At 59.8% G+C, this 26,583-nt stretch carries 28 protein-coding genes and 1 pseudogene; 12 read left to right on the top strand and 17 right to left on the bottom strand.

The window, feature by feature from the left end:
- Positions 1-5: 5 nt before the first annotated feature.
- The 8 genes from MRBLRC7O_RS10165 to MRBLRC7O_RS10130 all read right to left on the bottom strand — a co-directional run bounded on the left by MRBLRC7O_RS10165 (position 6) and on the right by MRBLRC7O_RS10130 (position 8,473).
- Positions 6-1,199, bottom strand: a complete 1,194-nt coding sequence (locus tag MRBLRC7O_RS10165) for an efflux RND transporter periplasmic adaptor subunit (RefSeq protein WP_003510119.1) — start codon at positions 1,197-1,199, stop codon at positions 6-8.
- A gap of 360 nt (positions 1,200-1,559) precedes the next feature.
- On the bottom strand, positions 1,560-2,552 hold the full coding sequence (locus MRBLRC7O_RS10160) for an ABC transporter substrate-binding protein (RefSeq protein ID WP_080866391.1): 993 nt from the start codon (positions 2,550-2,552) through the stop codon (positions 1,560-1,562).
- A 21-nt stretch (positions 2,553-2,573) separates the two neighbouring features.
- Positions 2,574-3,446: an ABC transporter permease gene (locus tag MRBLRC7O_RS10155; RefSeq protein WP_111821099.1), complete on the bottom strand. Its 873-nt coding sequence runs from the start codon at positions 3,444-3,446 to the stop codon at positions 2,574-2,576.
- Positions 3,443-4,318 carry an ABC transporter permease gene (locus MRBLRC7O_RS10150; RefSeq protein WP_367727420.1) on the bottom strand — a complete coding sequence of 292 codons (876 nt, stop codon included), beginning with the start codon at positions 4,316-4,318 and terminating at the stop codon, positions 3,443-3,445. The genes MRBLRC7O_RS10155 and MRBLRC7O_RS10150 overlap by 4 nt, the downstream gene beginning before the upstream one ends.
- A 222-nt stretch (positions 4,319-4,540) precedes the next feature.
- Positions 4,541-5,335: an ABC transporter ATP-binding protein gene (locus tag MRBLRC7O_RS10145; RefSeq protein WP_020011573.1), complete on the bottom strand. Its 795-nt coding sequence runs from the start codon at positions 5,333-5,335 to the stop codon at positions 4,541-4,543.
- Positions 5,332-5,775: an NUDIX hydrolase gene (locus tag MRBLRC7O_RS10140; RefSeq protein ID WP_162690867.1), complete on the bottom strand. Its 444-nt coding sequence runs from the start codon at positions 5,773-5,775 to the stop codon at positions 5,332-5,334. Before MRBLRC7O_RS10140 ends, MRBLRC7O_RS10145 begins: the two co-directional genes overlap by 4 nt.
- The gene (gene hydA / locus MRBLRC7O_RS10135) at positions 5,772-7,229 is read right to left on the bottom strand and encodes a dihydropyrimidinase (RefSeq protein ID WP_080866389.1); all 1,458 of its coding nucleotides are present in this window, start codon (positions 7,227-7,229) and stop codon (positions 5,772-5,774) included. Before hydA ends, MRBLRC7O_RS10140 begins: the two co-directional genes overlap by 4 nt.
- Positions 7,226-8,473 carry a Zn-dependent hydrolase gene (locus MRBLRC7O_RS10130; RefSeq protein ID WP_162690866.1) on the bottom strand — a complete coding sequence of 416 codons (1,248 nt, stop codon included), beginning with the start codon at positions 8,471-8,473 and terminating at the stop codon, positions 7,226-7,228. Before MRBLRC7O_RS10130 ends, hydA begins: the two co-directional genes overlap by 4 nt.
- Positions 8,474-8,733: 260 nt before the next feature.
- On the opposite strand from MRBLRC7O_RS10130, the gene rutR reads away from it, so the two are divergent.
- From rutR to MRBLRC7O_RS10115, 3 genes and pseudogenes are all read left to right on the top strand, one after another.
- Positions 8,734-9,375, top strand: a complete 642-nt coding sequence (rutR, locus tag MRBLRC7O_RS10125; protein ID WP_003509395.1) for an HTH-type transcriptional regulator RutR — start codon at positions 8,734-8,736, stop codon at positions 9,373-9,375.
- Positions 9,376-9,629: 254 nt separating this feature from the next.
- Positions 9,630-9,953, top strand: a pseudogene (locus tag MRBLRC7O_RS10120) (DUF2325 domain-containing protein); the annotation flags it as partial.
- Positions 9,934-10,221 (top strand): hypothetical protein, encoded by a 288-nt coding sequence (locus MRBLRC7O_RS10115; protein WP_060725229.1) that lies wholly within the window; start codon positions 9,934-9,936, stop codon positions 10,219-10,221. The pseudogene MRBLRC7O_RS10120 and the gene MRBLRC7O_RS10115, both read left to right, overlap by 20 nt.
- A 9-nt stretch (positions 10,222-10,230) precedes the next feature.
- Here MRBLRC7O_RS10115 and MRBLRC7O_RS10110 read toward each other — a convergent pair whose 3' ends face one another.
- The 5 genes from MRBLRC7O_RS10110 to uppO form a co-directional block, all read right to left on the bottom strand.
- On the bottom strand, positions 10,231-10,626 hold the full coding sequence (locus tag MRBLRC7O_RS10110; RefSeq protein WP_060725228.1) for a DUF423 domain-containing protein: 396 nt from the start codon (positions 10,624-10,626) through the stop codon (positions 10,231-10,233).
- On the bottom strand, positions 10,623-11,024 hold the full coding sequence (locus MRBLRC7O_RS10105; RefSeq protein WP_060725227.1) for a globin domain-containing protein: 402 nt from the start codon (positions 11,022-11,024) through the stop codon (positions 10,623-10,625). The genes MRBLRC7O_RS10110 and MRBLRC7O_RS10105 overlap by 4 nt, the downstream gene beginning before the upstream one ends.
- A gap of 104 nt (positions 11,025-11,128) precedes the next feature.
- The gene (locus MRBLRC7O_RS10100; protein ID WP_003509406.1) at positions 11,129-11,482 is read right to left on the bottom strand and encodes a HepT-like ribonuclease domain-containing protein; all 354 of its coding nucleotides are present in this window, start codon (positions 11,480-11,482) and stop codon (positions 11,129-11,131) included.
- On the bottom strand, positions 11,482-11,778 hold the full coding sequence (locus tag MRBLRC7O_RS10095) for a nucleotidyltransferase family protein (RefSeq protein ID WP_035213477.1): 297 nt from the start codon (positions 11,776-11,778) through the stop codon (positions 11,482-11,484). The genes MRBLRC7O_RS10100 and MRBLRC7O_RS10095 overlap by 1 nt, the downstream gene beginning before the upstream one ends.
- Before the next feature lie 38 nt (positions 11,779-11,816).
- A complete protein-coding gene (gene uppO / locus MRBLRC7O_RS10090) occupies positions 11,817-13,232 on the bottom strand; it encodes a polysaccharide biosynthesis phosphomannomutase UppO (RefSeq protein WP_111821147.1) in 1,416 nt (471 codons plus the stop codon).
- Between the two features lie 260 nt (positions 13,233-13,492).
- Between uppO and uppM the strand changes: the two genes are divergently transcribed.
- Positions 13,493-15,115, top strand: a complete 1,623-nt coding sequence (gene uppM, locus MRBLRC7O_RS10085) for a polysaccharide biosynthesis protein UppM (protein ID WP_162690865.1) — start codon at positions 13,493-13,495, stop codon at positions 15,113-15,115.
- 23 nt (positions 15,116-15,138) lie between these two features.
- Here uppM and MRBLRC7O_RS10080 read toward each other — a convergent pair whose 3' ends face one another.
- A complete protein-coding gene (locus tag MRBLRC7O_RS10080) occupies positions 15,139-15,348 on the bottom strand; it encodes a hypothetical protein (protein ID WP_003509414.1) in 210 nt (69 codons plus the stop codon).
- Between the two features lie 245 nt (positions 15,349-15,593).
- Here MRBLRC7O_RS10080 and uppL point away from each other — a divergent pair, with 245 nt between their 5' ends.
- Both uppL and MRBLRC7O_RS10070 read left to right on the top strand, forming a co-directional pair.
- Positions 15,594-16,394: a polysaccharide biosynthesis UDP-hexose transferase UppL gene (gene uppL, locus MRBLRC7O_RS10075; RefSeq protein ID WP_031233874.1), complete on the top strand. Its 801-nt coding sequence runs from the start codon at positions 15,594-15,596 to the stop codon at positions 16,392-16,394.
- Between the two features lie 154 nt (positions 16,395-16,548).
- Entirely contained in the window at positions 16,549-16,797 is a 249-nt protein-coding gene (locus tag MRBLRC7O_RS10070; RefSeq protein ID WP_060725224.1) for a hypothetical protein, read from the top strand.
- A 22-nt stretch (positions 16,798-16,819) separates the two neighbouring features.
- Here MRBLRC7O_RS10070 and uppJ read toward each other — a convergent pair whose 3' ends face one another.
- Complete coding sequence (uppJ, locus tag MRBLRC7O_RS10065) at positions 16,820-17,764, bottom strand: polysaccharide biosynthesis UDP-hexose transferase UppJ (RefSeq protein ID WP_080866387.1); 945 nt, start codon at positions 17,762-17,764, stop codon at positions 16,820-16,822.
- Between the two features lie 8 nt (positions 17,765-17,772).
- Positions 17,773-18,684 carry a polysaccharide biosynthesis endo-1,4-beta-xylanase UppH gene (gene uppH / locus MRBLRC7O_RS10060; RefSeq protein ID WP_236762497.1) on the bottom strand — a complete coding sequence of 304 codons (912 nt, stop codon included), beginning with the start codon at positions 18,682-18,684 and terminating at the stop codon, positions 17,773-17,775.
- A gap of 212 nt (positions 18,685-18,896) precedes the next feature.
- Between uppH and uppI the strand changes: the two genes are divergently transcribed.
- A complete protein-coding gene (gene uppI, locus MRBLRC7O_RS10055; RefSeq protein WP_003509427.1) occupies positions 18,897-19,967 on the top strand; it encodes a polysaccharide biosynthesis UDP-hexose transferase UppI in 1,071 nt (356 codons plus the stop codon).
- Between the two features lie 2 nt (positions 19,968-19,969).
- On the top strand, positions 19,970-21,043 hold the full coding sequence (uppG, locus tag MRBLRC7O_RS10050; RefSeq protein ID WP_060725221.1) for a polysaccharide biosynthesis glycosyltransferase UppG: 1,074 nt from the start codon (positions 19,970-19,972) through the stop codon (positions 21,041-21,043).
- 48 nt (positions 21,044-21,091) lie between these two features.
- On the opposite strand, the gene MRBLRC7O_RS10045 is transcribed toward uppG, so the two are convergent.
- On the bottom strand, positions 21,092-22,162 hold the full coding sequence (locus MRBLRC7O_RS10045; RefSeq protein WP_162690868.1) for a GNAT family N-acetyltransferase: 1,071 nt from the start codon (positions 22,160-22,162) through the stop codon (positions 21,092-21,094).
- A 544-nt stretch (positions 22,163-22,706) separates the two neighbouring features.
- Here MRBLRC7O_RS10045 and uppW point away from each other — a divergent pair.
- From uppW to MRBLRC7O_RS10025, 4 genes are all read left to right on the top strand, one after another.
- Entirely contained in the window at positions 22,707-24,065 is a 1,359-nt protein-coding gene (uppW, locus tag MRBLRC7O_RS10040; protein WP_003509433.1) for a Wzy-type polysaccharide biosynthesis protein UppW, read from the top strand.
- Between the two features lie 174 nt (positions 24,066-24,239).
- Positions 24,240-25,019, top strand: coding sequence for an ABC transporter ATP-binding protein (locus MRBLRC7O_RS10035; protein ID WP_060725219.1), 780 nt, complete (start codon positions 24,240-24,242; stop codon positions 25,017-25,019).
- Between the two features lie 40 nt (positions 25,020-25,059).
- On the top strand, positions 25,060-25,830 hold the full coding sequence (locus MRBLRC7O_RS10030) for a transporter substrate-binding domain-containing protein (protein WP_003509438.1): 771 nt from the start codon (positions 25,060-25,062) through the stop codon (positions 25,828-25,830).
- A 22-nt stretch (positions 25,831-25,852) separates the two neighbouring features.
- The gene (locus MRBLRC7O_RS10025) at positions 25,853-26,575 is read left to right on the top strand and encodes an ABC transporter permease (RefSeq protein ID WP_080866384.1); all 723 of its coding nucleotides are present in this window, start codon (positions 25,853-25,855) and stop codon (positions 26,573-26,575) included.
- The last annotated feature ends 8 nt before the right edge of the window (positions 26,576-26,583 follow it).

Genomic DNA, 26,583 nt, shown 5'->3' with positions numbered 1-26,583 from the left:
CTCAGTCAGTTGGACACAGCCGCAGGGGCTTCCACCGGTCTTATCCGGTCACCATCACGCACGAATGCTCCAGCTTTCTCGACAACCTTGTCTCCAGCAGCAAGACCGCTGACAATCTCGATAAAACCGCCGTCTTCAATGCCGGTCTCGATCTTCACCTGCTTGACGATATCGCCTTCCACCTTGCGGGTGGTCGAGCCTTCGCGCCCGGAGGTGACGGCCGACAGCGGCAAAGCGAGCGCATTCGTCTCCTCGACGATGATCGCCGCGCTGGCATACATGCCCGAGCGCGCCGGGCTGTTTTCGGGCAGAACGACATGCACGGAACCGAGGCGCGTCGTCGGATCGACGGTGGGCGAAACGAGGCGCACCTTGCCCTCTATTTTCTCAGCTCCGCCGGCAACCGTCAAATAGGCTTTCTGGCCGACCTTCACCTTCTGGATATCGGTCTCGGACAGATCGGCGACGAGTTCGATCGCGCCGTCCTTGATGACGGTGAAAAGCGGGTTTCCGGCGCCGCTGGCAATCGCGCCGACCTTGGCGTTCTTGGCCGAGACGATACCGGTGACCGGGGTTTTTACACCGGTGCGCGTCAGCTTCAGATCAATGTCGGCGATCTGGGCGTCAACCACCTTGATGTCGGCCTCGCCGGCGGAGACGGCCTGGCGGGCGGCGTTGAGCTTGGCGGCGGCCACTTCGGCCTGTGCCTGGGTCTGTTCCACCTGCGAAACCGAACCGGAGCCGCTCTGGCCGAGCTTTGCGGCGCGGTCGCGCTGGCGGTTCGCGTCGCTCGCGCTCGCTTCGGCTTCCAGCACCTGCGCCTTGGCCTGGGCGACGGCAGCTTCTGCCTTTGCCTTGTTGGCTTCCAGCTGGCTTTTCTGCAGGATGAGGCTGTCGGAAGAAAGCACGGCCAGAACCGCATTCGCTTCCACCCTGTCGCCGATATCAACGTTCAGCGTGTCGATCGACAGGCCATCGACCAGCGGCTGGACGTAGATTTCGTCCACGGGGCGGATCGTGCCTGTCGCGATGATACGGTCGACGAGATCGCGTTTTGCGGCATGTGCGACGACGATGGAAGGCAGGTTCTGCTGTTTGACCGGTGCCTGCGCCTCTCCCTCGGCTGCTGCGGAAAGGGGGAGCGCCGTTGCGGAAAGAAGAAGGAATACAAAGCGGTTAAACGTGACTTTATGCTGCATGTGTCTTGGCTCGCGCAATATTCGATCGCATGTCCTGCAGCCTAGCGGCATATATTAGAAGGTCATGCGATAGCGAATGTGAAACAAGGGATCACAATACTTCCTTTTCGATCCTCCCGATTCAAACGCCCCTCAACGCGAATCTCAAGCACCTTTGCCGAGTGCTTTCTTTACAAGATCAAATTTGGCAGTCTTGTGGGCGGGACTGTAATTCTTGTTGTCGTACAAATCAATCCGCATAGCCGCGATGGTTGATATACATTTTTGTATAGGTCGGGATATTGTAATTCATCAAAAGGGTTACCAGTGAAAAAACGCGCGGACGGTGCCGCGCGTTCCATGCATCCAGGGTAAATTCGACTACTTCAGCGCCGCATCGGTGATTTCGGTGGTGTAGGCGCCTGTCGGCTCCTTGGTGATGACAGGATCGGAGCCGCCGCCGAGCAGCGTCTTGACGGTGCGCTCGTAATCCGCCTTGTCCAGCGCGCCCTTCGAGCCGGCCGTCAGCTTGGCGACCTCGCCCATCATGCGCTTCTGGTGCTTTTCGGTCTGAGCGCCCGAAGCATCGTTTTCAAGAACGATATCGGCGGCATCGTCTGGGTTTTCTTCTGCCCATTTCCAGCCCTTCATGGAAGCGCGGACAAATTTGACCATGTCTTCCTTGAATTTGGCGTCCTTGAGCTTGTCTTCGAGAACGTAAAGCCCGTCCTCCAGCGTTGCCACGCCTTCCGCCTCGTATTTGAAGGTGACGAGTTCCTCCGGCTTGATGCCGGCATCGATGACCTGCCAATATTCATTATAGGTCATGGTGGAAATGCAGGCGGCCTGCTTTTGCAGCAGCGGATCGACGTTGAAACCCTGCTTGAGGACGGTAACGCCATCCGCGCCGCCGGTGGTCGGGATTTTCAGGTGCGCCATCCAAGACAGGAACGGATATTCGTTGCCGAAGAACCAGACGCCGAGCGTCTTGCCCTTGAAATCTTCCGGCTTGGTGATGCCGGTTTCTTTCAGGCAGGTCAGCATCATGCCTGACGATTTGAACGGCTGGGCTATGTTGACGAGCGGAACACCCTTTTCGCGGGTGGCAAGTGCTGATGGCATCCAGTCGACGATGACATCCGCGCCGCCGCCGGCCAGAACCTGCGCCGGCGCAATATCAGGGCCGCCGGGCTTGATGTCGACGTCGAGGCCTTCGGCTTCATAAAAGCCCTTGTCCTTGGCGACGTAATAACCGGCAAATTGCGCCTGGGTCACCCATTTCAGCTGCAGGGTGATCTTGTCGGCGGCCTCGGCGCTCACTGCCGTCAGAAGTGACGCGCCGGCAAGAAGCATGGATGCAAGTTTCATTTTCATCGCTGTTCCCTTTTTCGTTATTTACGTTCGTCCCCCACGGACGGACGGATGCCAGAAGGTGACGGCACGCTCCGCGAGCGCCACCAGACCGTAAAAGCCGGAGCCTGCAAGCGCGGCGACCGCGATTTCGGCCCAGACCATATCGACATTGCTGCGGCCCATTTCCGCCGAGATGCGGAAACCCATGCCGACGATCGGCGTGCCGAAAAATTCCGCGACGATGGCGCCGATCAGCGCCAGCGTGGAATTGATCTTCAGCGCGTTGAAGATGAAAGGCCAGGCGGCGGGCAGGCGCAGTTTTATCAACGTCTGCCCCCAGCCGGCGGCATAGGTGCGCATCAGGTCGCGTTCCATGTGGCTGGAAGCGGCAAGTCCCTGAACCGTGTTCACCAGCATCGGGAAGAAAGTCATGATGACGACGACGGCCACTTTCGACTGCCAGTCGAAACCGAACCACATGACCATGATCGGCGCGATCCCGACAACAGGCAGAGCGGAGACGAAATTGCCGATCGGCAGCAGCCCACGCTGGAGGAAGGGAGACCGGTCGATGAGGATGGCGACGATGAAGCCAAGACCGCAGCCGAGCACATAGCCTGTCAGCACCGATTTGAGGAAGGTCTGGCGGAAATCGGCCCAGAGGATCGGCAGGGAGGTAAGAAGGCGGGCAAGAATGGCGCTCGGTGCCGGCAAGAGGATTGGCGGCACGGCAAAACCGCGCACCACGCCTTCCCACAAGGCGAGAATGGCCAGCCCGAAGAGGAGCGGCACCGCCATGCGGCTCACGCGCTTTGCCGCCGGTGACGAGAAGCTGTGGCGCACCAGCCATTCGTTGAAGGCCCAGGCGGCAAGCCAGAACAGGGTCGCGCCAGAAAACCAGAAGGGATTCGTCATGGCCGGGCTCCCATTCTCTTGAGGACGGCTGCGTGGGCGATGCCGATGATCGACACCAGCAGGGCCGCGACGCCGGCGGCCATGAACAGGGCCGCCCATATCTGCACCGTCTGGCCGTAATAGGAGCCGGAAAGCAGGCGCGCGCCGAGCCCGGCGACAGCCCCGGTCGGTAATTCGCCGACGATGGCGCCGACCAGCGCAATGGCGATGGCGATCTTCAGCGAGGTGAAGAGATAGGGCAGCGCCGAGGGCCAGCGCAGCTTCCAGAAGATCTGCGCCGGTGAGGCATTATAGGTGTGCATCAGGTCCAGCTGGAGGGTTTCCGGGCTTCGGAGGCCCTTCACCATGCCGACGACGATGGGGAAGAAGGAAAGGTAGGTGGAGATCAGCGCCTTGGGCAAAAGCCCGGAAATGCCGATGGAATTCAGGACGACGATGATCATCGGCGCGATGGCGAGGATCGGGATGGTCTGGCTGGCGATGATCCACGGCATGACGGAGCGGTCCATGGCGCGGTTATGAATGATCGCGACGGCGAGCAGGATGCCGAGGACAGCGCCGATGGCGAAACCCAGCAGGGTGGCGGAGAGCGTGACGCCGGCGTGGTAGATCAGGCTGCGCTTGGAGGTGATGGCCTTGTTGACGGTGGTGTCCCAGAGTTCCGCGACGATCTGGTGCGGGGCGGGAAGGACCGGACGTTCCTGCGCGAAGGTTTGCGGCAGGAGTTCGGAGAAGCTTGGCTTTTGACCGGCGCGGGTGGCCTGGTCGCGGGCAAAGGGCATGTTGAGGTAGATGACGGCGAGATGCCAGAGGATGAGGATGGCGAGGAGGACGGTGAGGATGGGGAGGATGCGGTGGCGGAGGAGGGTCATTGGGGAGCCCTCTGTGGGTGGGATTTACGCTTACTCCGTGGGTGCGGCTTACCCCCCTCTGCCCTGCCGGGCATCTCCCCCTCAAGGGGGGAGATCGACTCGCGGTTGGGTCTCAGCCATCTCAATGTTTGCGAATGAAGCGGTGATCGCGCCTCCTGCCGATCTCCCTCCTTGAGGGGGAGATGCCCGGCAGGGCAGAGGGGGGCAATGCTGGCGCTGACCTCACCCCTCATAGCCATGCCCCGCCTTCAACCCTTCACGCACGCGGTGCGCAATCGCCAGAAACTCTGGCGTCTCCCTGATCTCCAGCGGCCTTTCCCGCGGCAGGGTGGATTCGATCACGTCAGTCACTCTCCCCGGCCGAGGCGACATGACGACGATTTTCGTCGAGAGATAGACCGCTTCGGGAATGGAGTGGGTGACGAAACAGATGGTCTTGCCGGTCCTGTCCCACAGCTTCAGCAGCTGTTCGTTCAGGTGATCGCGGACGATCTCATCCAGCGCCCCGAAAGGCTCGTCCATCAGCAGCAGGTCGGCATCGAAGGCGAGCGCGCGGGCGATGGAGGCGCGCTGCTGCATGCCGCCCGAGAGCTGCCAGGGGTATTTCTTGCCGAAACCGTTGAGGTTGACGAGATCGAGTGTGCGGTCGATGCGCTCGCGCTGTTCCGCCTTGCCATAGCCCATGATTTCAAGCGGCAGGGCGATGTTCTTTTCGATGCTGCGCCATGGATAAAGCGCGGCGGCCTGAAAGACATACCCATAGGAGCGGTCTTTGCGGGCGTTTTCCGGTGTCGTGCCGTTGACGGTGATCTCGCCGGATGTGTGTTTTTCAAGATCGGCGATGACCCGCAGGAAAGTGGTCTTGCCGCAGCCGGAAGGGCCGATGAAGGAGACGAAATCGCCCTTTCCCACATCCAGATCGACATCGGACAATGCATGGACCGGGCCATCCCCCGTTTCGAAGGTGAGGCCCAGTTTTCTGGCGGAAACGACGGAATAAGGAGAGGCCTGGTTCATCTTGGCTGTTTGTCGCTTTCCGTGAGCACCGCGCGCGCCAGCGGCAGCATTTGGGTTTCCGTAAGCCTGGCGATCATCACGCCGGGGTGGCGGTCGAGATCGAGCCAGCGCACTTCCTCTATCTCCGCCTGCGGTGTGACATCGGCATACAGCCTTGCGATGAAGGCATGGGCGACGACATCGGCGCCGGTTTCATTGGCGGCTTCCTCGCGAAAGATGCCCTCGTAACGCACGGCATTTTCGGGAAGCGTCAGGCCGATTTCCTCGGCAAGTTCGCGGTGAAGCGCCTGTTCCGGCGTTTCGCCAGGATCGATCTTGCCGCCCGGCTGCATGAACTGCGTGGTGCCGCGCTTGCGCACGACAAGCATCTGCCGCCGCTCGTTGAGGAGAACGGCTGCGGCGATGACGATTTCGCGTTTCGGCTCAGTGTTCACGGTCATACACCCGATGCCGGAATGCCTGCGCGTTCCACCTTGCGCGGCGAAACGAGTTCCTTCCAGGTGGAAAGCGCCCGGCTGACGGCTGGATAAGCGTCGCGGGCAATGAACTGGCCGTGGCCCGGCTGCGTTTCGATGGTGGCCTCCTCGATGCTGACGAGGCCGCGCGACAGGGTGTAGCGCGGCAGGCCTTTGACCTTCCGCCCTTCGAATACGTTGTAATCGATGGCCGATTGCTGGCTTGCCGCGCTGATGGTCTTTTCCAGCTGCGGATCCCAGACGACTATATCCGCATCGCTGCCGACGAGGATCGCGCCCTTTTTCGGATAGATGTTGAGGATCTTGGCGATGTTGGTGGAGGTGACGGCGACGAATTCGTTCATCGTCAGGCGGCCGGTGGTTACGCCATGGGTCCAGAGCAGCGGCATGCGATCTTCCAGCCCGCCGGTGCCGTTCGGTATCTTGCGGAAATCGCCGAGGCCGAAGCGTTTCTGCTCGGTGGTGAAGGCGCAATGGTCGGTCGCCACGCATTGCAGCGAGCCGGAAGCCAGACCCGCCCAGAGGCTGTCCTGATGCTGCCGGTTGCGGAAGGGCGGCGACATCACGCGGCGGGCGGCGTGATCCCAGTCGGGGTTGGCATATTCGCTTTCATCGAGGATCAGATGCTGGATCAGCGGTTCGCCATAGACCCGCATGCCGTTCTGGCGGGCGCGGCGGATCGCTTCATGCGCCTGCTCACAGGATGTGTGGACGACATAAAGCGGCGCACCGGCCATATCGGCAATGATGATGGCGCGGTTGGTGGCCTCGCCCTCCACCGAGGGCGGGCGGGAATAGGCATGCGCCTCCGGTCCGACATTGCCTTCCGCCATCAGCTTTTCCTGCATCTGTGCGACGATATCGCCGTTCTCCGCATGCACGAAAGGAATGGCGCCAAGCTCGGCGCAGCGCGAGAACGAGGCGAACATCTCGTCGTCATTCACCATCAGCGCGCCTTTGTAGGCCATGAAGTGTTTGAAGGAGTTTATGCCCTTTTCCCGGACCACCGTCTTCATTTCGTCGAAGACCTGTTCGCCCCACCAGGTGACGGCCATGTGGAAGGAATAATCGCAATTGGCGCGGGTCGCCTTGTTGTCCCATCGCGCCAGCGCGTCCAGAAGCGACTGGCCCGGCTCCGGCAGGCAGAAATCCACCACCATGGTTGTGCCACCGGCAAGGGCCGCCCGCGTGCCGCTCTCGAAGTCATCGGCCGAATAGGTGCCCATGAAGGGCATTTCCAGATGCACATGCGGATCGATGCCGCCGGGCATGACGTAACATCCCGTGGCATCGAGCACCGTGCCGTCGGTCAGATCGGGCCCGATCTCGGTGATCCTGCCGCCTTCGATCTTCACATCGGCCTTGTAGGTGAGGTCGGCGGTGACGATGATGCCGTTCTTGATGATGGTGGCGGTCATTGTACAATCTCCGCAGTCTCCAGCACCGCATGCAGCAGCACATCGCAGCCGGCGGCTGCCCATTCCGGCGAAATCTCCTCCGCCTCGTTGTGGGAAAGCCCGTCCACGCAGGGGCAGAAGATCATGGTGGAGGGGGCGACCCTTGCCGTCCAGCACGCATCGTGGCCGGCGCCGGAGATGATATCCATGTGGCTGTAGCCCAGTCTTTCGGCGGCGGCGCGCACGCGGCCGACCAGAACGGCGTCGAAGGTAACCGGATCGAAATGGCCGATCGCTTCGATCGTGCAGCCGACGCCGAGTTCTTCGGCGATCTGCGGCACCTCGCGCTCGAAGATGGCGCGCATGCTGTCGAGTTTCGCCTGTGAGGGGGTTCTGAGGTCGATGGTGAAAACCACCTTGCCGGGCAGCACGTTGCGGGAATTGGGCGTGAAGATCATCTGGCCAACGCCGGCGACCGCGCCCGGCTGGTGGGCCATCGCCACTTCCTGCACTTTTTCGAGGATGCGGGCGGCAGCCAAGCCGGCATTGACGCGCATGGCCATCGGCGTCGAGCCGGTATGCGCCTCCTTGCCTGTCAGCGTCACTTCCAGCCACCACAGGCCCTGGCCATGGGTGACGACGCCGATCTGCTTGCCTTCGGCCTCAAGGATCGGCCCCTGTTCGATGTGATATTCGAAATAGGCGTGCATCCTGCGCGCGCCCACCTCTTCCTCGCCCAGCCAGCCGATGCGCTTCAGCTCTTCGCCATAGGTCTTGCCGTCAGTATCGGTGCGGCTATAGGCGTAATCGAGATCGTGAATGCCGGCGAAGACGCCCGAGGCCAGCATGGCGGGCGCGAAGCGTGCGCCTTCCTCATTGGACCAGTTGGTGACGGTGATCGGATGTCTGGTTTTGATATTGAGGTCGTTCAGGCTACGCACCACTTCCAGCCCGGCCAGCACGCCGAGCACGCCGTCGAACTTGCCGCCGGTCGGCTGGGTGTCGAGATGGCTGCCGATATAGACCGGCAAAGCCTCCGGGTCCTCACCGGGGCGCGTGGCGAACATGGTTCCCATGCGGTCGACGCCCATCGTCAGGCCCGCCGCCTCGCACCAGCGCTGGAACAGGCGGCGGCCTTCCGCATCCTCATCCGTCAGTGTGCGGCGATTATTGCCGCCGGCGATGCCGGGGCCGATTTTCGCCATGTCCATCAGACTGTCCCACAGACGGTCGCCATTGACCGTCAAGTTTTTACCCGCCGTCATGCAGTGTCGTCCTCACCTGTTTTGTTTTTATCGAAGCAAAGCTTGTGCCGTTCCCGTTTTTGCCGGTTAAGATAACAGCCATTGCCTTGTGATGGCGATGGGGGATAAATTGACCGGCTGGTAAACATTGCAAATTCGTGGTGACGTCAGCAAGGGATATTCGTGACGAATCGCACTAATTTTGCCTAAACTGTACGCGACGATTATTTTTTAAGCATACTGTAACGGCAATTGCATTGAAAAGAAACAGAGAGCTGAGAATGGCCATACCGCGAGCAGCGAAAACACAGAAGCGGACCCGCATTCAGGAAGAAAAGCAGGAAGCGATTCTTGAAGCCGCGCTCAGTGTTTTTTCCACGAACGGGTTTCGCGGCTCCACCATCGACCAGATTGCCGAGGCCGCCGGCATGTCGAAACCGAACGTGCTTTATTATTTCCGCACCAAGGAGGCGATGCATCGCGCGCTGATCGAGCGAGTGCTTGATACATGGCTCGACCCGCTCAGGGCTTTCGACGCCAAGGGCAATCCCGAAAGCGAGATCCGCTCCTATATTCGCCGCAAACTGGAAATGTCGCGCGATTTTCCGCGTGAGAGCCGCCTGTTCGCCAATGAGATCCTGCAGGGCGCGCCGCATATTGAGGACGAGCTGAAAGGACCGCTGAAACAACTGGTGGATGAGAAGGCTGAGGTCATCCGCGCCTGGGTGAAGGCCGGACGGATGGCCAAATGTGATCCCTACCACCTGATTTTCTCGATCTGGTCGACCACCCAGCATTATGCGGATTTCGACGTGCAGGTACGGGCGGTGCTGGGTGACAAGAATGGTGGCGAAGGCCGTTTCGAAGATGCGGCCCGGCATCTGGAGCAGCTTTTCATGGGCGGATTGCGGATAAACGGCTGAACGGGACCGTTCTCGCGAATATGTGATCGATTCTTTATGTCAAAACATGAGGAAAATTATCACCTTTATACTTTACTCCAAAACTCATCTTTATTATGGTGCCGGCATCCCGAACGTCCGGGGCATTGAAAAATCAACCGGCAGGTGAGGGAATGGCACGCAAGGAAAAGAAGAAGGCCGAACGCGGCGGCAAGCAGGGCAAGGGCGCGCCACAGACCGAAAAGGACGTGGCCGAACAGCAGCTTTCCGGTCCGAAAAGCTTTCTTTATGTCGGCGGCCGTGACTGTCAGGTTGCGCATCTTCGCCAGATCGCCAGCAATTTCGGTGCGGAACTCATTCATCATGATGGCGGCCTGCGCGAGGCCGTCTCCCGCATCGATACCGTCCTTCCCTCCGTCGACTGCGTTTTCTGCCCGATCGACTGTATCAGCCACGATGCGTGTCTGCGGGTGAAGTCGGGTTGCAAGAAATTCGGCAAGACGTTCATTCCGCTGCGCAATGGCAGCAAATCCAGTCTGGAGCGGGCGCTGCAGACGATGAATGAACGGACCTCCAGCGATGAGCGACGAGCGCAGTAATTTCCACGATGAAGATCCCGCGGTAGCAGAAGCCTGCCGTGTGGAACTGCACAAGATGGCCGAGCAGGCCGGCGACCCCGTCCTGACGGACATCTATGAAATCGTCGGTGAACGGGAAAGACGCAACCGCGTTGCCAGAAGCGGCGGCAATGTTGTGACCTTTCCCCATCTGCGCACCCGCCAGCCGGGTGAAACACCGTCCTTCGAGATCGGCGCGGCGGCTGAAGAGGGCCGCAATATTCTATCGTTTCGCTGGAAGCGGCGTTAGGGCTGAAAGCTAGCCCTTCGGCTTCAGAAACGCTCCCGCGCAGAGTACCAGCCACCCGACGATCATGCCGAGGCCGCCCGTGGGTGCAGCGTAGGGAAACAGGCTGTGGCCGGAAAAATGCCTGACAACGAGATCGCCGACAAAGATCGCCGTGCCGAGGCCGAGGATCAGGCCCGCCGGAATGGCGGTTCTGATGCGACCCGCACCGATATGCAGCGCCACCAGAACCGGCGCATGGGCCAGCGCCATCGCCGAGGCATTGCCGAGCATATAGGTTTCGCCGGTATGGGTGGCTGCGGCTGCAAGCATGACCCCGGCCGCGCCCAGCAGGCCGCCCAGCAACAGAATGAAGGCCCGCAATCTTTCACGGGGAACGCTTGCGATGGTCGCGCTCTGCGTGGTCATTGGCTGTCTGCCTCCTGGTTCTGCATGTGAAAGGCCAGCCGTTCCACCGGCGTCCAGATGATCTCGCGCAGCTTCACGTTCTCGATGGTTTCGTCCATGGCGCGGCGGAAGCAGAGCAACCATTCATCCCGCTCGGCGGGGCCGATGGGGGCGACGAAATGGCGTCGCCGCAACATCGGATGGCCGTGTTTCTCGACATAGACGGGCGGTCCGCCAAGATATCCCGTCAGATAATCGTAGAACTTCGCCTCGCTGCCGGAGAGATCGGCAGGGTGGATGGCGCGGCAGCGCGCTGCCTCCGGCAGGGTATCCATCAATTCGTAGAAGCGCCGGGTGAGCGCCCTGACGGTCGCATCGCCACCGATCGCTTCATAAAGGGTAATGGTCTCGCCGCTCATAATCCGCCTCTTGTGGCCCTCCGGTTCTTATCGCTCCGCAGAGCCGGAAGAGCAACAGGGCACTGGCGGGGTGCGACATTTGCGACACCATTCTGACAAAGCGCTCAGGTTTCACTTTCGACGGAGCGTTGAATAGTCTCAATTGCAATTTTGAGTGGCGCTAAATGTTCGGTGACAACCGCCCAAACGATGTCGTCGGCGATCTTGTGGTACTCATGGCGCAGAATATTACCGATACCGCGAATCTGTTTCCACGGGACATCAGGCGTAAGCTCAAGCAAGTCTTCGGGGAGGTGGCGGGATGCCTCGGAAACGATTTCCAGAGCGCGCTGCACAGCGAGTTTGAGGAGCCAATTTTGCTGGAAATCAGCAAGTGACAGACCCGCGGTGTGGGTTTCAATGCCGTTTATGGCTTCCAGAATTTCGGCGAGAACCGGCTCGACCCTGCGTCCGACCATCAAAATATCCGTACAGCGGATTGTTCGATGTCATTCCGGAGCAGCGGGTGGAGGCTGTTACGTGTCGTCACGTCCACTTCCACCGCCAATTCCTCTTCCAGAAACTGCTTGATGCCGACGAGATCGAGCAACGAGAAACGGCGGCCCGGATCATAGTCGATGAAGATATCCAGATCGCTTGTCGCAAAGGCTTCATCGCGGGCCGTCGAGCCAAAAAGATAAAGCGACGTCACGCCCATGCTTTTCACCGCATGGGCGTGTTGCTTGAGTTTCCTGATGGCGTCCATTCTCTTCATGCGCGCAGCTTACACCATCGCGCATGCGGCATCCACTCTCACCCGAAATTACGGATGAGATCGAGCCCCTTGTTCAGAAGCGTTTCGGCCTCATCCTGATTGGCGGCTTCGACGTAGCAGCGCATTTCCGGCGCGTTGCCGGAAGGGCGGAAATGGATGGTGCTGCCATCGGTCAACGCCACGCGCAGGCCGTCAATGTCGCTCAGCGCCTTGACGGTGCCGACCGGTGCGAGGAAAGCGTCGAGATTGGTCCGTGAGGCGCGCAGATGCGTCATCAGGGCGGCGCTTTTTTCCTGGGCGAAATTTTCAAGACGGTCGGCGGCGGCCACCGGCAGATTATAGGCGGCGGCGATCTGCGACAGCGGCTTTTTCTGTTCGGCCGAGAGAAGCAGCACGGCGAGGATCGGCAGGAAGCTGTCCCGCGTCGGTAATGGTGAAAGCGGCCTGCCGTTGAGTGTGAAGGCCGAGGCCGTCAGCAGGCCGCCATTGGCTTCAAAACCCATGACGCCGTTCCTGCCGGCGGCGAGCGCCTCAGTCATGCCGGCGATGACGAAAGGCGAGCCGACTTTGGTGCGGATGACCTCGAAGGAGCCGCTTGCCTCGATGCCCGAATTGGAGGTCACGGGGGTGACGACCACGCCGGCATCGAGGAAATTGGCGGTGATCAGGCCGATGAGGTCGCCGCGCAGCGGCACGCCGTTTTCATCGGTCAGCAGCGGGCGGTCGCCGTCGCCGTCTGCGGAAACGATGGCGTCGAGACCGTGCTCCGGCGACCATTTTTTGAGAAGCGCCAGCGTTTCCGGCGAAACCGCTTCGGTATCGACGGGGATGAAGGTTTCGGAGCGGCCGAGCGGAACGACATCCGCACCATAGTGGGCAAGCACATCGACAAAGAGATCGCGCGCCACGGTACTGTGTTGATAAACGCCGATCTTGAGGCCGGCGAGCGCTTTTTCAGGCAGCAGCGCGATGTTGCGCTCGTAGAATAGTTCGGCTGCGATGGCGGAATGGTCCTCCGACGTCGCCGCCTCGGCGCTTACGCCCTCCGCCTCGATTTCAGCAGCGAGAGCGGCAATCGCCGTCTCGTCCTGCTTGTCGATTTCGCCGTCCGGGCGGTAGAACTTGATGCCGTTGCGGTCGGCCGGGATATGTGAGCCTGTTATCATCAGCGCTGCCGCCTTCAGCGAAAGGCCATAAAGCGCCAGCGCCGGTGTCGGCACGGTGCCGCAATCGAACGGGGTCAGGCCGGCTTTTTTCAGCGCGGCGATGCAGGTGGCGGAAACATCCGGGCTCGAATCGCGGAAATCGCGGCCGACGAGAATGGGATCGCCCGCCTTTGCCTGACCCGATGTGAGAAGGTGCCTTGCAAATGCCGTGGCGTAGACGGCCGAGGCTTTTCCTTTCAGATCGACAGAGAGGCCGCGAAGGCCGCTCGTTCCAAATTTCAGGCTCATGCCAAACTCCGTTTCGATAAAATCTTTTGAGGGTCAAATGGATAATGTAAAAATATAACGCCTGAAAGAACCGTATCGATCCATTCAAGTCAATCATCCCTTTCATGGCGGCCGCGAATAGGCGATGATGGTGCAAACAAATGCGGGTAACCTAAAATTCACCCGTCATATTTAAACTTATCCATCGATAGCGGCTCTGGCGACGATGAGAACCATGTGTTGCCAGCCTTTTTTGTGGTTCGTTCGAGTTGGATTGGCTGATGTACAGGCTTCAAAAGGCGGGACATAAGCAGGCACGTCCGCTCGATGAAAAAACGGCGCCCGCCGCGAAACCCCATGGTTCCCTGCTGGACGATCTGGTGGATGAGGACGAGGTTTTCGAGCGCACGGTGCTGAAGGAGCATCTTGAGCCGAAACCGGCGGCGACTGCTGCCGAGCCGGCTCCGGCCGAGACGCCGGTGAAGACGGCTTCGCCGAGCGGCAGTCTGGCGGCTGCGCTGCCTGGCCTGAAACATATCGACAGGATCGGTGTGGATGACGTCATCCTCTGGCTTCGCAAAGGCATCATCTGGATCGTGCTGGCGATTGTTTTCTGCGTCGCCGGCGCACTCACCTACGCCTATATGACGCCGCCGCGCTACAAGGCCTATACGGATATCGTCGTTAATCCCTCCAATCTGAATGTCGTCAATGACGGGGTGTTTTCACCGAACCAGCAGCGCGACACGCAGATCCTCGAGGTGGAAAGCAAGCTGCGCACCATCACCTCACGCAACGTGCTGGCGCGGGTGGTGGACGAGTTGAAGCTCGATCAGGACCGTGAATTCATAACGCCACCGCTGCTTGCCCGGTTGAAGGCGATGTTCTCTTCCGCGCCTGACGATGGCGACAACCGGGTCGGTGCGCTTCGTTCGCTCGGCGACCGGGTGGCGGCGGAACGCGACCCGCGTTCCTTTGTCGTGACGCTTTCGGTCTGGACCAATGATGCGGAAAAATCCGTGACGGTTTCCAAGGCCATCGTGAAGGCCTTCGAAAGCGAGTTGTTCCAGACGACCTCCGACAGCAGCCAGCGCGTCGTCGACGATCTCAAGAAGCGGCTCGAGGAAATGCGCGAGAATGTCACCATCGCCGAAAAGCGCGTGGCCGATTTCCGCCGCGAGAACGGCCTGCAGGAAAATAACGGCCAGCTCGTCAGCAATCTCGCATCCGGCGAGCTGAATGCGCAGGTGCTTGCGACCCAGCAGCGCCTCATTCAGGAAGAATCGCGTCTCAAGCAGATGGAGGCGGCGATTGCCCAGAACCGCACCCAGAGCGACGCCATCTTCGACAGCCAGACCATGAACACCATCCGCGCGCAATACAGCACCCTGCAGCAGCAGATCGGCGCGATGACGCTGACCTATGGCGCCCGCCATCCGCGTCTTGCAACCGCAGGTGCGGAGCGGGCAATGCTGGAACGCGGCATGGCGGACGAGGCGCGCCGCATCCTGCAGGCGGCCAAGATCAATGTCGCCGAAGCGCGCTCCTCGCTGGATGCGCTGAGGCTGAAGGCCGTGGCGGAACGCGCCAATGTCTTTACCGACAATGACGCTCAGGTGCGGCTGCGTGATCTTGATCGCGACGCCCGCTCGGCCGCGGCGATCTACGAGACCTATCTGACCCGCTCGCGCCAGCTGGCCGAACAGCAATCGATCGATTCCACCAATGTGCGGGTGATTTCGCAGCCGGTCGCACCCAATTCCAGAAGCTGGCCGCCCGGCAAGCTGACCTTCCTGATTGCCGGTGGCGTCGGGGGTCTGTTCCTCGGTCTCGGAATTGCCGTGGCTCTCGGCCTCTGGGGTTATCTGCGCCGGGACGATCATGCGGAAGCCGCAGCGCGTTAAGCCGTAAGGCGGCTCGTGCCGAGTTATTCTTCCGAGATAAGACCGTCATAAACTTCGAGCAGGGCGGCGGCGATGGCAGCACCCAGCGCATTGCCGGCGTCGCGAATGCCGGCCTCGTCACCGTCGCGAACCGAAATCGCAAGATCGGAGGCCTCGTTGGCCACGATTTCTTTTGCCCGTTCTATCGCCCAGAGGCCGAAATCGCCGCGATTGTCGATCGAGATTGTTTCCATGGCCGGAGCCCTTCCGTGGTTTGATTTCCGCGTCCCTTAACCCATCGGCTGGAAAACCGGAATAGGCAGAAAATGTGGCGCACAACCTTCAGGCGTGTAAAATGCCTGCTGCATACGGGGATTTATAAAAATATTAATGATAGTTCTTCGTAGTGTTTGAAGCCTTATACCCTATGCATAAGCGTGAATATAACAATGAAACGATGCCTATCTTGGACACCGGACAGATCATGACAGGGAGAGAGATGCCGGATGCGGAGGGGACTGGTCAGGTCTGGCCGGTTATTCCGCTTGCGGCGTTACCCATCACTGACGCGACCATCGATGAAACGGCGCGGGATTTCATCCTGCGTGCGACGACGGCGCGCGCCGCCGGTGCAAGACCGTTTTATTCGACGTCGGCAAACGGTCAGGTCATTGCGCTCTGCCATCACGATCGGGAATTCGACGCCATGCTGCGGCAGGCGGACCAGATTCACGCCGATGGCATGTCGCTGGTTATCTTCTCCCGCAAATTCTGCCCTAGGGCATTGAGGGAACGGGTCGCGACAACTGATCTCGTCCATGCGGTGGCGAAGCGCGCCGAAGAGACGGGCAGCCGGTTTTATTTCCTCGGCGGCTCCGAAGAGGTGAACCGTGCGGCGGTCGAGGAAATGCAGAGACTTTATCCGCGCCTCGTCTTTTCCGGGCGGCGCAACGGTTATTTCAGCCGGGCCGAGGAAGAGACGATCCTCGCGGATATCGCCGCGTCCGGGACCGATATTCTCTGGGTTGGTTTCGGCATACCGCTGGAGCAGCGTTTCGTTTCGCGCAATCTGGACAGGCTTTCCGGCATCGCTGTCATCAAGACCTGCGGCGGCCTTTTCGATTTCATCGCCGGCAAGAACAGCCGGGCGCCGCAATGGATGCAGGACATGGGGCTGGAATGGCTCTACCGGGCGATGCTTGAGCCGAAGCGTCTTGGAAAACGTTACCTGCTGACCAATCCGATTGCGATATATTCGCTGCTGAAGTACCGCTTCGGGGCGTCGGGGCAAAATCGCTAGAGCATCGCGCCTCTCCCGCCCGATAATTTGAGATTTCTCTAACATATTGAATCGATGCGCTTCGCCGCCGAAACCCGTTGCAACTGCGAACGGGTGCGCTACACTGCACAAATATTATAAATTTATTCGAATCAGAGATATTTCGAGGCCACCAATGGTGATTACGTCCATTTCTCTTTTCATATATGGAATTGGCACCGTTACCTCTCTCGCCATGACCTATATCGAAGGCGCCCGCCGCGATAAGAGCTGGGATTTTTATCGGGTAACCGGCATTGTCCTTTGTTTCTTCTGGCCGGTGCTCGTGCCGCTGCTCGTCCTTGCGACGGCCTTTTCGTCGTTCGGTTTGCAGAAACGGCTCATAAATACAATCTCGCTCGGCAGGGAAAAGACCCTGAGCTAACCATGGCTGGAGTGATTGGACTTCAGGTCTTCTTCGCCGGCGCCTTGTAAGGCGTCAGCGTTATGCCGAGGCTCGCCATCACGCGGCCGATGGACATCAGCGGCGGATGGGTGGCGGGCAGCAATGCGCCGGTTTTCAAGCCTGCGGAAATGGCGCGGACCAGCGATAGGCACAGGCTGACGGCGTTTTTGGCGGCAAGCAGCAGTCCGCCCTTCAGGCCGGGGCGGCGGGCGCGGTCGATGCTGTAATTGATGATACCGGTGCGGAGCGAGCGCTCCATGATCCAGCGCGGCGCCATGCGGCTTTCCGGCACATATTCGATGATGACGGCCTGCGCATTCCAGGCGAATTTAAAGCCGGCCTTGCGGCAGCGGGTAAAGAAGTCCATGTCGCCGCCGCCGAGGAAGTTGAACTGCACGTCGAATTCCGGTTTCGGCAGGGTTTCGAACACCCGCCGGGAGATCAGGCAATTGCCCGATCCGTGGATTTGCTCGACCCGGCCGGTCGGCGCCTCGATGGAGCCGAACAGCGGATGGGATAAAACCGCCTTCGAAGCCGGGGCGTCGAATTCGCGGTTGACCGGTCCGCCGACGATATCGACGCCGAAGGACTTTGCCGCTGAAACCATTTCGGCAAGCCATTGGGGGGAGGCGGCCTCGTCGTCATCGATCATCAGCAACCACTCGGCCGAAGCATAACTTTGCCGGGCTGTGCGGAAGGCCGTGTTGATGGCGTAACAATTGCCCTGTGTCGGTTCCACCAGCGCCTGACCGGCCATGCCGCTCTCGGCGAAAAAGGCGCGTGCGACGGCGAGACCCTGCTGGCCCGCGCCATCATTATCGACAACGACGACGGCGAAGGGAAAATCGACCTTCTGGGCTGCGAGCGATGCGAGCGTCTTCTTCAGGCCTTCCGGCCGGCGGAAACTCGGTATGCACACCACCGCTTCCGGCATGATCTCGGACATGGAAACTCCTAAATTCCGGCAAGTGCGGCGGCGGAAAAAACGACGGCCCTGAGGCTCTGGCGCGGGCGGTTGAGGAAGGTATCGGCAAGCGCCGAAAAGGCCTCGCGGTAGCGGCGGGCGCGAAAGGCCTGCGCCACGGTATAGGCATTCATGTGGTTTTCCGACTTGCGGCGAAGCCGTCGCAGTTCCTGCGGGGAGACGGCTGCGATGATGGCGGGATCGGAAAACACGGCTTCGATGGCCGGTTCACAATCCCGGAAGGTCAAAAGCCTGTTCATCATCACGCTCGTCCTGTGCACCCGGTAGTCGAGCACATGGCGGCCGGGCAGATAGGCAAAACGGCCGGCGGCGGCGAGCCTGCACCAGCCGTACCAGTCTTCCGCATAACGCAAGGTCTCGTCAAAACCGCCAAAGTCCTGAAAGATGCGGGTCCTGACCAGCATGATGCCGCCGTTGACGATGAAGTTTCCGCCGAGCAGCGGCTGGAGAATAAAACCGTCAGGCTTTTCCCGGCGGCGAATGAGATTGCGCCGGCCGATCTTGACGCCGTTTTCATCGATGCGCTCGTAATCGCCATAGACGGCGACGACTTCAGGGCCGGAAATGCCGGCGCAAAGCGCTGCGATGGCGCCCGGTTTCAGACGGTCGTCGGCATCGAGAAACATCGTCCATTCGCCGCGCGCCTGCGACAGGCCGAAATTGCGCACGGCGGAAACGCCCTGCCTTCCCTGCGGCCGGGCCAGAAGTTTCACGCGCGGATCGGAAAAACCTTCCACCTTTTGCGCGGTGGTGTCGGTGGAGCCGTCATCGACAACAAGCACTTCGCGGATGGTCTCGCCCTGCAGCAACACGCTTTCGATCGCTTCCACGATGTAACGCTCGCCATTGCGAACGGGAATGACAATCGAAACGGAGACCAAGCTTTTCAACTCCATGAGGGGCGGCCCAAGCATTCTCACAGTGAAGTTACTACCGCATTAAGCGGGGCTCACCAATTATGACGTGGTATAGCGTCGGTTAACCTTGCAAATCTTTAATATCCTTTTGGCATGATTGGAATGTTATGTTTTGAGAATGAAAGCGCGGTGCGTCCTTCCGGACGCCGATGCGCCGGGGTTGCGGAGGCGGGTTGATGCGGATCGGGCGGCGGAATTTTCTGGGTGGTGCGGCAAGCGCTGGCCTGCTGCATGCCGTGGCCGGCCCGGCCTTTGCCGCGCAGAAGAAAGCCACGATCAAAACCGCCCCCTATGGCGCGGCCGTCTACCTGCCTGACCTCACCGCCGATAGCCGCATCGGCGAGGCGGTGGTGAAATATTGCTCGCGCATCACCCCCGTCACCGAAATGAAATGGGAGGTTCTGCGGCCTTCGGCTGAAGCGTTCGATTTCACCGCTGCGGATGCAATCGCCAACTTCGCGCGTCAGCACAAGCTTTCCATGCATGGCCATCCGCTGATCTGGTATGCCTCCAACGCGCCCTGGCTTGCGAGCATCGGCGGCGGCATGAAGGTCGAAAAGCTGATGGAGACCCATATCGTTACCGTGATGGAGCGATACAAGGACGTGATCCACAGCTGGGACGTGGTCAACGAACCGATCCCCGACGTGCCGGGCAATGTGCGTGCGCGGCGTGATGCCTGGTATTATGGCGCGGGGCCTGATGCCATCAAGAAGGCTTTCGAGATCGCCCATGCGGTCGATCCGAAGGCGCAGCTCGTGCTCAACGAATATGACGTCGAATTTGCCGCCGAGAAATCGCCGGCCAAACGCGCCGCTTTCCGCAATCTCATCCTCGAACTGCTCGAAAAGGGCGCGCCGATCAACGCGATCGGCCTCCAGGGGCATTTGCGCGGCGGCTGGCCGATCGCCAAGGACGAGCTTGCCGCCTTCACGACGGAAATGCGCAGTTACGGTCTTGCCGTTCTGGTGACGGAACTTGACGTGATGGACCAGACGCTGCCGGCGCCGGAGGCCGAGCGCGACATGCTGATCACCGGCCAGGTCCGCGAGTTTCTGGAAGCAGCTTCTGCAGGCGGCCCGCTTTCCTCCATCACCACATGGGGCATTTCGGATCAATATAGCTGGATCCGCTGGGCCTATCCGCGCCGCGACGGCACCGCCAACCGGCCGCTGCCGCTCGACTGGAGTTTCAACGAAAAACCCATGATGGCCGTCATCAATGAATTCCGGAACCGTGGTGCATGACTATGAATGCTGAAATGCCGCTTCCTCCCGTGCAAAAGGCGCTGCAAATCAACCTCCATCCCTTCGATGCTCCGCATGCGGCCCTGACCCTGCCGCATCAGCTCAGGGTCTGGGGCGGACAGGTGGATCGCATTCTCCTGACCGTCGATACGGGCCAGGTGGGGGCAGGCCGCTACAAGGGCAACGGTTTTGATGCGGCGCGCCAGCGTCTCTTCGACATGCTGGAGGAAATGCAGACCAACTATCCGCATCTGCATGTGGATATCGTCGATTACAGCGATGCGGCGCGCAGCGCGGTGACGCAGACCTTCTTTTCCCGCTCACCCATTCCCTATCCCGCCAAGGCTTTCGACGGCGGGCCCTTCCATGTCTATTTCCATGGTATCAAACGCGCCAATGCCCGTTATGTGCTGCATATGGACAGCGACATGATGTTCGGCGGCGGCAGTCAGAGCTGGTTCGCCGAGGCGATCGCGCTGCAGAAGGCCAATCCGGATGCGCTGTGCATCACGCCCTTTTCGGGGCCGCCGACGGTGCGTGGCGATCTCGATATTTCCCGCCATGTCGGCATGCCCGGCGTGAAGAACATCCCTGAGCCGCGCAAGTTGCCGTCACGCATTCCCACCTGGCGTTTCGCCACGGTGTCCACCCGCCTTTTCTTGATCGACATGGATCGTTTTGCGAAGCGGATCGGTTCGCTGGAGTTGCTGCGGCCCGATGTCAAACGGCGCATCCGCTCCTATGCCTATAACCAGCAGCCGGTCTCCATGCCCGCCGAGGAAGTGCTGAGCACCAACATGATGCGCAGCGGCGTCCACCGGCTCGATTTTCTCGGCACGGGCAAGGGCATGTATTCGCTGCATCCGCCCTATCGCTCGCCGGAATTTTATGCGGCACTCGCGTCCATCGTCGAGCGCATCGAAAAGGGCGATATTCCCGAGGGACAGCTCGGCGATTTCGATATCAACGGATCGATGGTGGACTGGACCAGCGCGCTGGCTGCCAAGACGCGCTCCAAACGTTATGCGAAAGCGCTGCGCCATCTCATCTCGGCCAACGTCGGGCGGTTCAGCTAGGCTTGAGGGTGCCCAGTCGGCGCTCCGTCCCGTTGCCGGGTGGAGGCCTCAGTAGTCTGTTATGAGCTTGCTCCAGCTTTCAGAGCACAGCCCGCCAATATAGATATCGCCGGCCAGCGCTTTTTCCCTCAGCTCGTCATCCCGGGTCGCCATGCAGAAATAACCGTCATGGCGGAAGCTCATGTGGTTCTGGCGGTAAAGCGCGTTGATGAGAAACGGCTGCGACATGCCGGTGACATGGGCATAGTTCTCGTCATCGAAATGGCGGAACAGGGTGTTGAGCACATCGTTTTCGCAGCCGGCATCGCAGACGAGATTGAGCACATAGGCCGTTCGTCCCCGCTGGCCGAAAAACAGCGCGGCGCCCATGGCATGGCCTTCGGCATTCTCGATCATCACGCCCTTCAGTTCACCGAGGCTTTCATTGGCCCTGCTCATCTCTATCAGCCAGTGGAATTCCTCGTGAGACCATTCCGGGCGAATGGAAAAACGCTCGATCATCGTGAGCGCCCTGCGGCGGAAGGTTTCGTAGTCAACGGTTTTTACCGTGGCGCCGGCCGCCTCCTGCGGTCTCAGACCCTTTTTCCAGCGTCTGAGGATTCCATCCACGAAACCGAGCATGGTCAGGGCAAGTGTGGTTTTGGCCAGTTTGGAACGGCGCGGCATGCGCAGGGCAATGGTGCAGAAGGGCTTGAGCGCCTTGTGCCATTGCAGGCTTTCAATCGGCAACATGTTGCCCCCGGTCGCCACCCAGTGATCGGCGCTAACGGGTGAAGCCGTGTCCGAGAACAGCATGTCGTGTTTGGATGCCCGCATGCCCCGAGACAGGCGCGCCGCGCCGAGCGCACCCTGTTTCCCATCAGATGCGAAGGCGCAGAGCAGCCTTGCGGTAATGGTTTTCCCGTTCGCGACGAAACGCATGGGCACGGCGAGGATGACGCTTGTGACCCTGTTCTCCCCGGCGTCGTAGACAACGCTGCCGTTCTCCGGGCTGAAGGCGGGACTGCCGAAAAACAGTTTCTCGATATAGGAGCGGAAATTGAAGTTCCGTTCTTGCCCGTTCTTCTTGAAAGCGCTGTTGAGCACGGCCTCGACTGCGGGAACGTCGTCCCTGCGCATGGGGCGAACACCGGAGACACCTGGCTGAACCGGGCGTTGTGGCGACTGCCCACTATCGCCATCGCCCATATTGGTGTGTATCGGAACGTCCACCCTCGGCCTCCAGCTTTCGCGCATTGATGAAATCAACCATAGGAAGCGTATATTTGAATGTATTAATATAGATATAAAACCGGCAATCCACTTGGTCCGGAAATGTTCGTATTAAGATAAAATGTTATTATATCAGCCTGTTACTTTGCTGGCCCTGCCTCATTTGAGGTTAACAAAATATACTTAGTTAAGCAACCTAAGGATGAAATATGGACCAATTTTCGCGGACGCTTTTTTGGGTTTTGAAGTTTAACTTTTAAAAATGACTGTCTTGTCCTTTGCCTCCCGCTTTCGGTTTCCTGAGAAAAAAGCGGACGATCGCGGTGCTATTTGCCCGTGCATCACGGATAACTAAAAAATAGGATTTGCGGGGGATATTCGTATTATCGAATATGAGAAGCACGAGTTTTAATGCGGGTTGCTTCAGGAAAGAGGGAGAGAAAAACCCCTTATGGATGCAGCGCATGAAGAACAGCGGCGGGGCTATTGGCGGGACGCGTTGTTTTACGTGACTTTCCTGTATTTCACGGTCGGCTTTTCGCCCTATATCTCGCTCTCATCGACCTATCAGGGCTCCGCCATGGCGGCCGGGTCCAACCTGCTCAATCAGTTGACGGCGATCATCCTGTTTTTCAGTTTCCTGGCCTTCATGGCGAAGGAGCGGTCGTTTTCCATCCTCTTCATGCCGCGCCTGCTGATGGCGGCGATTTTCGGCTGGTTTGTCCTGACTTCGGTGGCGGGCGAAGCGCCGCTGTTTTCGCTCAGGCGGCTTGTCATGTGCGCCATTATCTGTGTGCTTGCCGGCGGTTTCCTGCAATTGCCGCGCACGGAGCGGCATTTCACGACGCTGCTCGCCACATGCGCGCTGATCATATTGTTCCTGTGCTATTTCGGAATCACCGTGCTGCCCTCGCGCTCGATCCACCAGGCAAGCGATGCGCTGGAACCGCTTCTGGCGGGAGACTGGCGCGGGGTTTTCCGCCACAAGAACGAGGCCGCCTCGGTCATGGCGGTGTTGATCATCGTCGGCATTTATCTCAGCAAGCGCTGGTCTTTCATCGGCGGGCTGTCGGTGCTGTTGCTGTCGCTGGTCTTTCTGGTCAAGTCCGGCGGCAAGACCGCGCTTGGGCTGATGCCGATCATCATTGCGACAGGCTGGTTCATCCTGCGCTGGCCCCGCTGGCGCTACCCGGTCGTAACCCTGTTTCTGGCGGTCTTCGCGCTGGTGACCGTCGGCACCACGGTTGATCCTGTCTTTTCGCAGATGCTGACGAAGCTGGGGCTTGATGCCAGCTTTACCGGCAGAAGGGATATCTGGACCGTCGCCATCGACTATATCAGGCAAAGCCCGCTCCTCGGATATGGCTATCAGGCCTTCTGGCGCAGCGACACCCTGATGTCGAGTTTTACCGAGAACAATACCTGGGCGACGACCGCGCCGGATTCGCACAATGGTTATTTCGACCTTCTGCTGGCCGGCGGCGTGCCGGGTCTGATGCTGGTGATGGTGTGGATCTATCTCCTGCCGCTGCAGTATCTCGGCAAAATGAATGACGCCACGCGCAACAGTCCGCTGACGCGGCTTTATGTCGGTGTATGGCTTTACGTGCTGCTCTACGGCTTTCTGGAAACGCTGTTTTTCCTCAGCACCGGGTTCGTCTGGTTCTTCCTCATCGTGGCGGTGATGGGCCTGCATCTGCAGGCCAATGCCAGCCTCGTGGAGGACGAGGCGGAGGGGGAACCGGACAGAACTGGGGCGGCCCCGATACCCCAACGGCGGCAGGTTTCCCCGGTTGTTCGTTCCAGGTGATATTTTGAAATGATTTTTCGTTGCGAATATGTAAAAGAGCCGATTGTTGCGCGCGTCTGCAGCTATTTTCGCTAAACATGCGCGGCTCAAGTCTTTGTTATTGTGCAAGTCGCATCGCAACCCCCGGGGGTATCGACGCGGCGGCACTAAAAAACGGATCGGCTAGGTCAATCGATGGCAGATACAGGCGCCTGCGCGCTCGAAGCGGATGACATCCACAAGAGCTTCGGCACGCATGAAGTTTTGAAGGGCGTTTCGTTGCAGGCCCATAAGGGCGATGTCATCTCGATCATCGGGTCTTCCGGTTCCGGCAAAAGCACCTTTCTGCGCTGCATGAATTTTCTCGAAACGCCGGATCGCGGCCGTGTCATCATCAATGGCGAGGAAATCGCCACAAAAACCGGCCGCGACGGCAAGGCCGTGCCGAAAAGCTGGCGGCAGGTGGAAAAATTGCGCACCGGTCTCGGCATGGTGTTCCAGAATTTCAATCTCTGGGCCCATCGCACCGTTCTGGAAAACGTCATCGAGGCGCCCGTTCATGTTCTCGGCGTCAAGCGGCAGGAGGCGGTTGAAAAGGCCGAAGCCCTGCTGAACAAGGTCGGGCTCTACGACAAGAAAAACGCCTATCCGGCATTCCTGTCCGGCGGACAGCAGCAGCGCGCCGCCATTGCGCGTGCTCTCTGCATGGAACCGGCGGTGATGCTGTTCGACGAACCCACCTCGGCGCTTGATCCGGAACTGGTGGGAGAGGTTCTGAAGGTCATCCGCGATCTGGCCGAGGAAGGCCGCACCATGCTGCTCGTCACCCACGAGATGCGCTTTGCGCGCGATGTGTCCTCCCAGGTCGTGTTTTTGCATCAGGGCCGGGTGGAGGAGGCGGGCCCGCCGGCGCAGGTGTTCGGCAACCCCACGAGCGCCCGTTGCCGGGAATTCACCGGCGCGCTGGCCAATTGACCCTTTTGCCTGACAGTCCGTTTTAACAGGAGAGACTTGAATGAAATTTTTCGCCACGCTGCTTGCCGGAACGGCATTTGCGTTTTCCGCCTTCACGGCCAGCGCCGACGTGCGTTTCGGCATCATGAACGAAGCCTATCCGCCCTTCTTCGCCAAGGATGCCAGCGGCAAGTGGCAGGGCTGGGAAATCGACCTCATGGACGCCGTCTGCGCCGAAATGAAGGAAAAATGCTCGATCGTGGAACTGTCCTGGGATGGTCTCATCCCGGCGCTGCAGACGAAGAAATTCGACGTCATCTGGTCCTCCATGTCGAACACGGAAGAGCGTCAGAAGATCATCGATTTCACCGACAAATATTACAACACGCCGAGCAAGCTGATTGGCGCCAAGGGTGAAAAGGCGGGTGCGACGGCCGAGGACGTCAAGGGCAAGACCATCGGCATTCAGGTGGCGACGATCCAGTCCGAATATTACAAGAAATATTTCGCCGGTGTCGCCGATGAGAAGACCTACCAGACGCTGGACGAGGCGTTTCAGGATCTCGCGGCTGGCCGTATCGACTATGTCTTCGGCGATTCCATCGTCCTCGACGCTTTCGTGAAGAGTGATGCGGGCAAGGATTGCTGCGCCGACATGGGCGATGTCGCCGACGACAAGGAAATCCTCGGTCTCGGCGTTTCGGGCGGCCTGCGTAAGGAAGACACCGAACTCAAGGCCAAGCTGAATGCGGCAATCGCCGCCGTACGCGCCAGCGGCAAATATGACGAGATCAGCAAGAAGTACTTCAGCTTCAATATTTACGGGCAGTAATTCGATCTGATCGGTCACGCATATGGCAAGCCTTGAAACCACGTTGCAACTTCTGTCTCCCTATCCTCCGGGATGGGGCGGCACCCTGTTGAAGGGTGCGGCATCGACGCTTGCCATTTCCGCCGGCGCCTATCTGATCGGCCTTGCCATCGGCATGGCGGGGGCGCTCGGCAAGCTTTCGGGCAACAGGCCGCTTGGCCTGCTGCTCAGCCTCTACACCACCGCGATCCGCGCAGTTCCCGAGCTGATCCTCATCGTCGGGCTTTATTATGCCGGTACTGACGGTCTCAACCGGCTGCTGCTGCTGGCTGGTATGCCGCCGCTGGAGGTCAACGGTTTCGTTGCCGCCGTTGCGGTTCTGGGTTTCGTGCAGGGCGCCTATATGACCGAGGTGCTGCGCGGTGCGATTCTTGCCATTCCGAGCGGGCAGATCGAGGCGGCGCGCGCCTTCGGCATGTCACCCGCCTTGCGGTTCCGCCGGGTGGTCTTGCCGGCGCTTTTGCCCAACGCCTTGCCGGGGCTTGGCAATCTCTGGCTTGCGGTGACCAAGGACAGCGCATTGGTGGCGGTCGTCGGTTATCAGGAGCTGGCGCTCGCGACGCGGCTGGCCGGGGCCAGCACCAAGCAATATTTCCTGTTCTTCCTTGCCGCCGCCCTGCTTTACCTTGCCATCACGCTCGTTTCGAACCTCGTTTTTTTGCTGGTCGAACGCCGCGTGCGGCGCGGCCAGCCGGCCCTGGCCTGAGGAGGGGA

The sequence above is a fragment of the Agrobacterium radiobacter genome (assembly GCF_040801995.1).
GTDB classification, from domain to species: domain Bacteria; phylum Pseudomonadota; class Alphaproteobacteria; order Rhizobiales; family Rhizobiaceae; genus Agrobacterium; species Agrobacterium radiobacter.
This window is presented reverse-complemented; position numbering and strand designations above follow the sequence as displayed.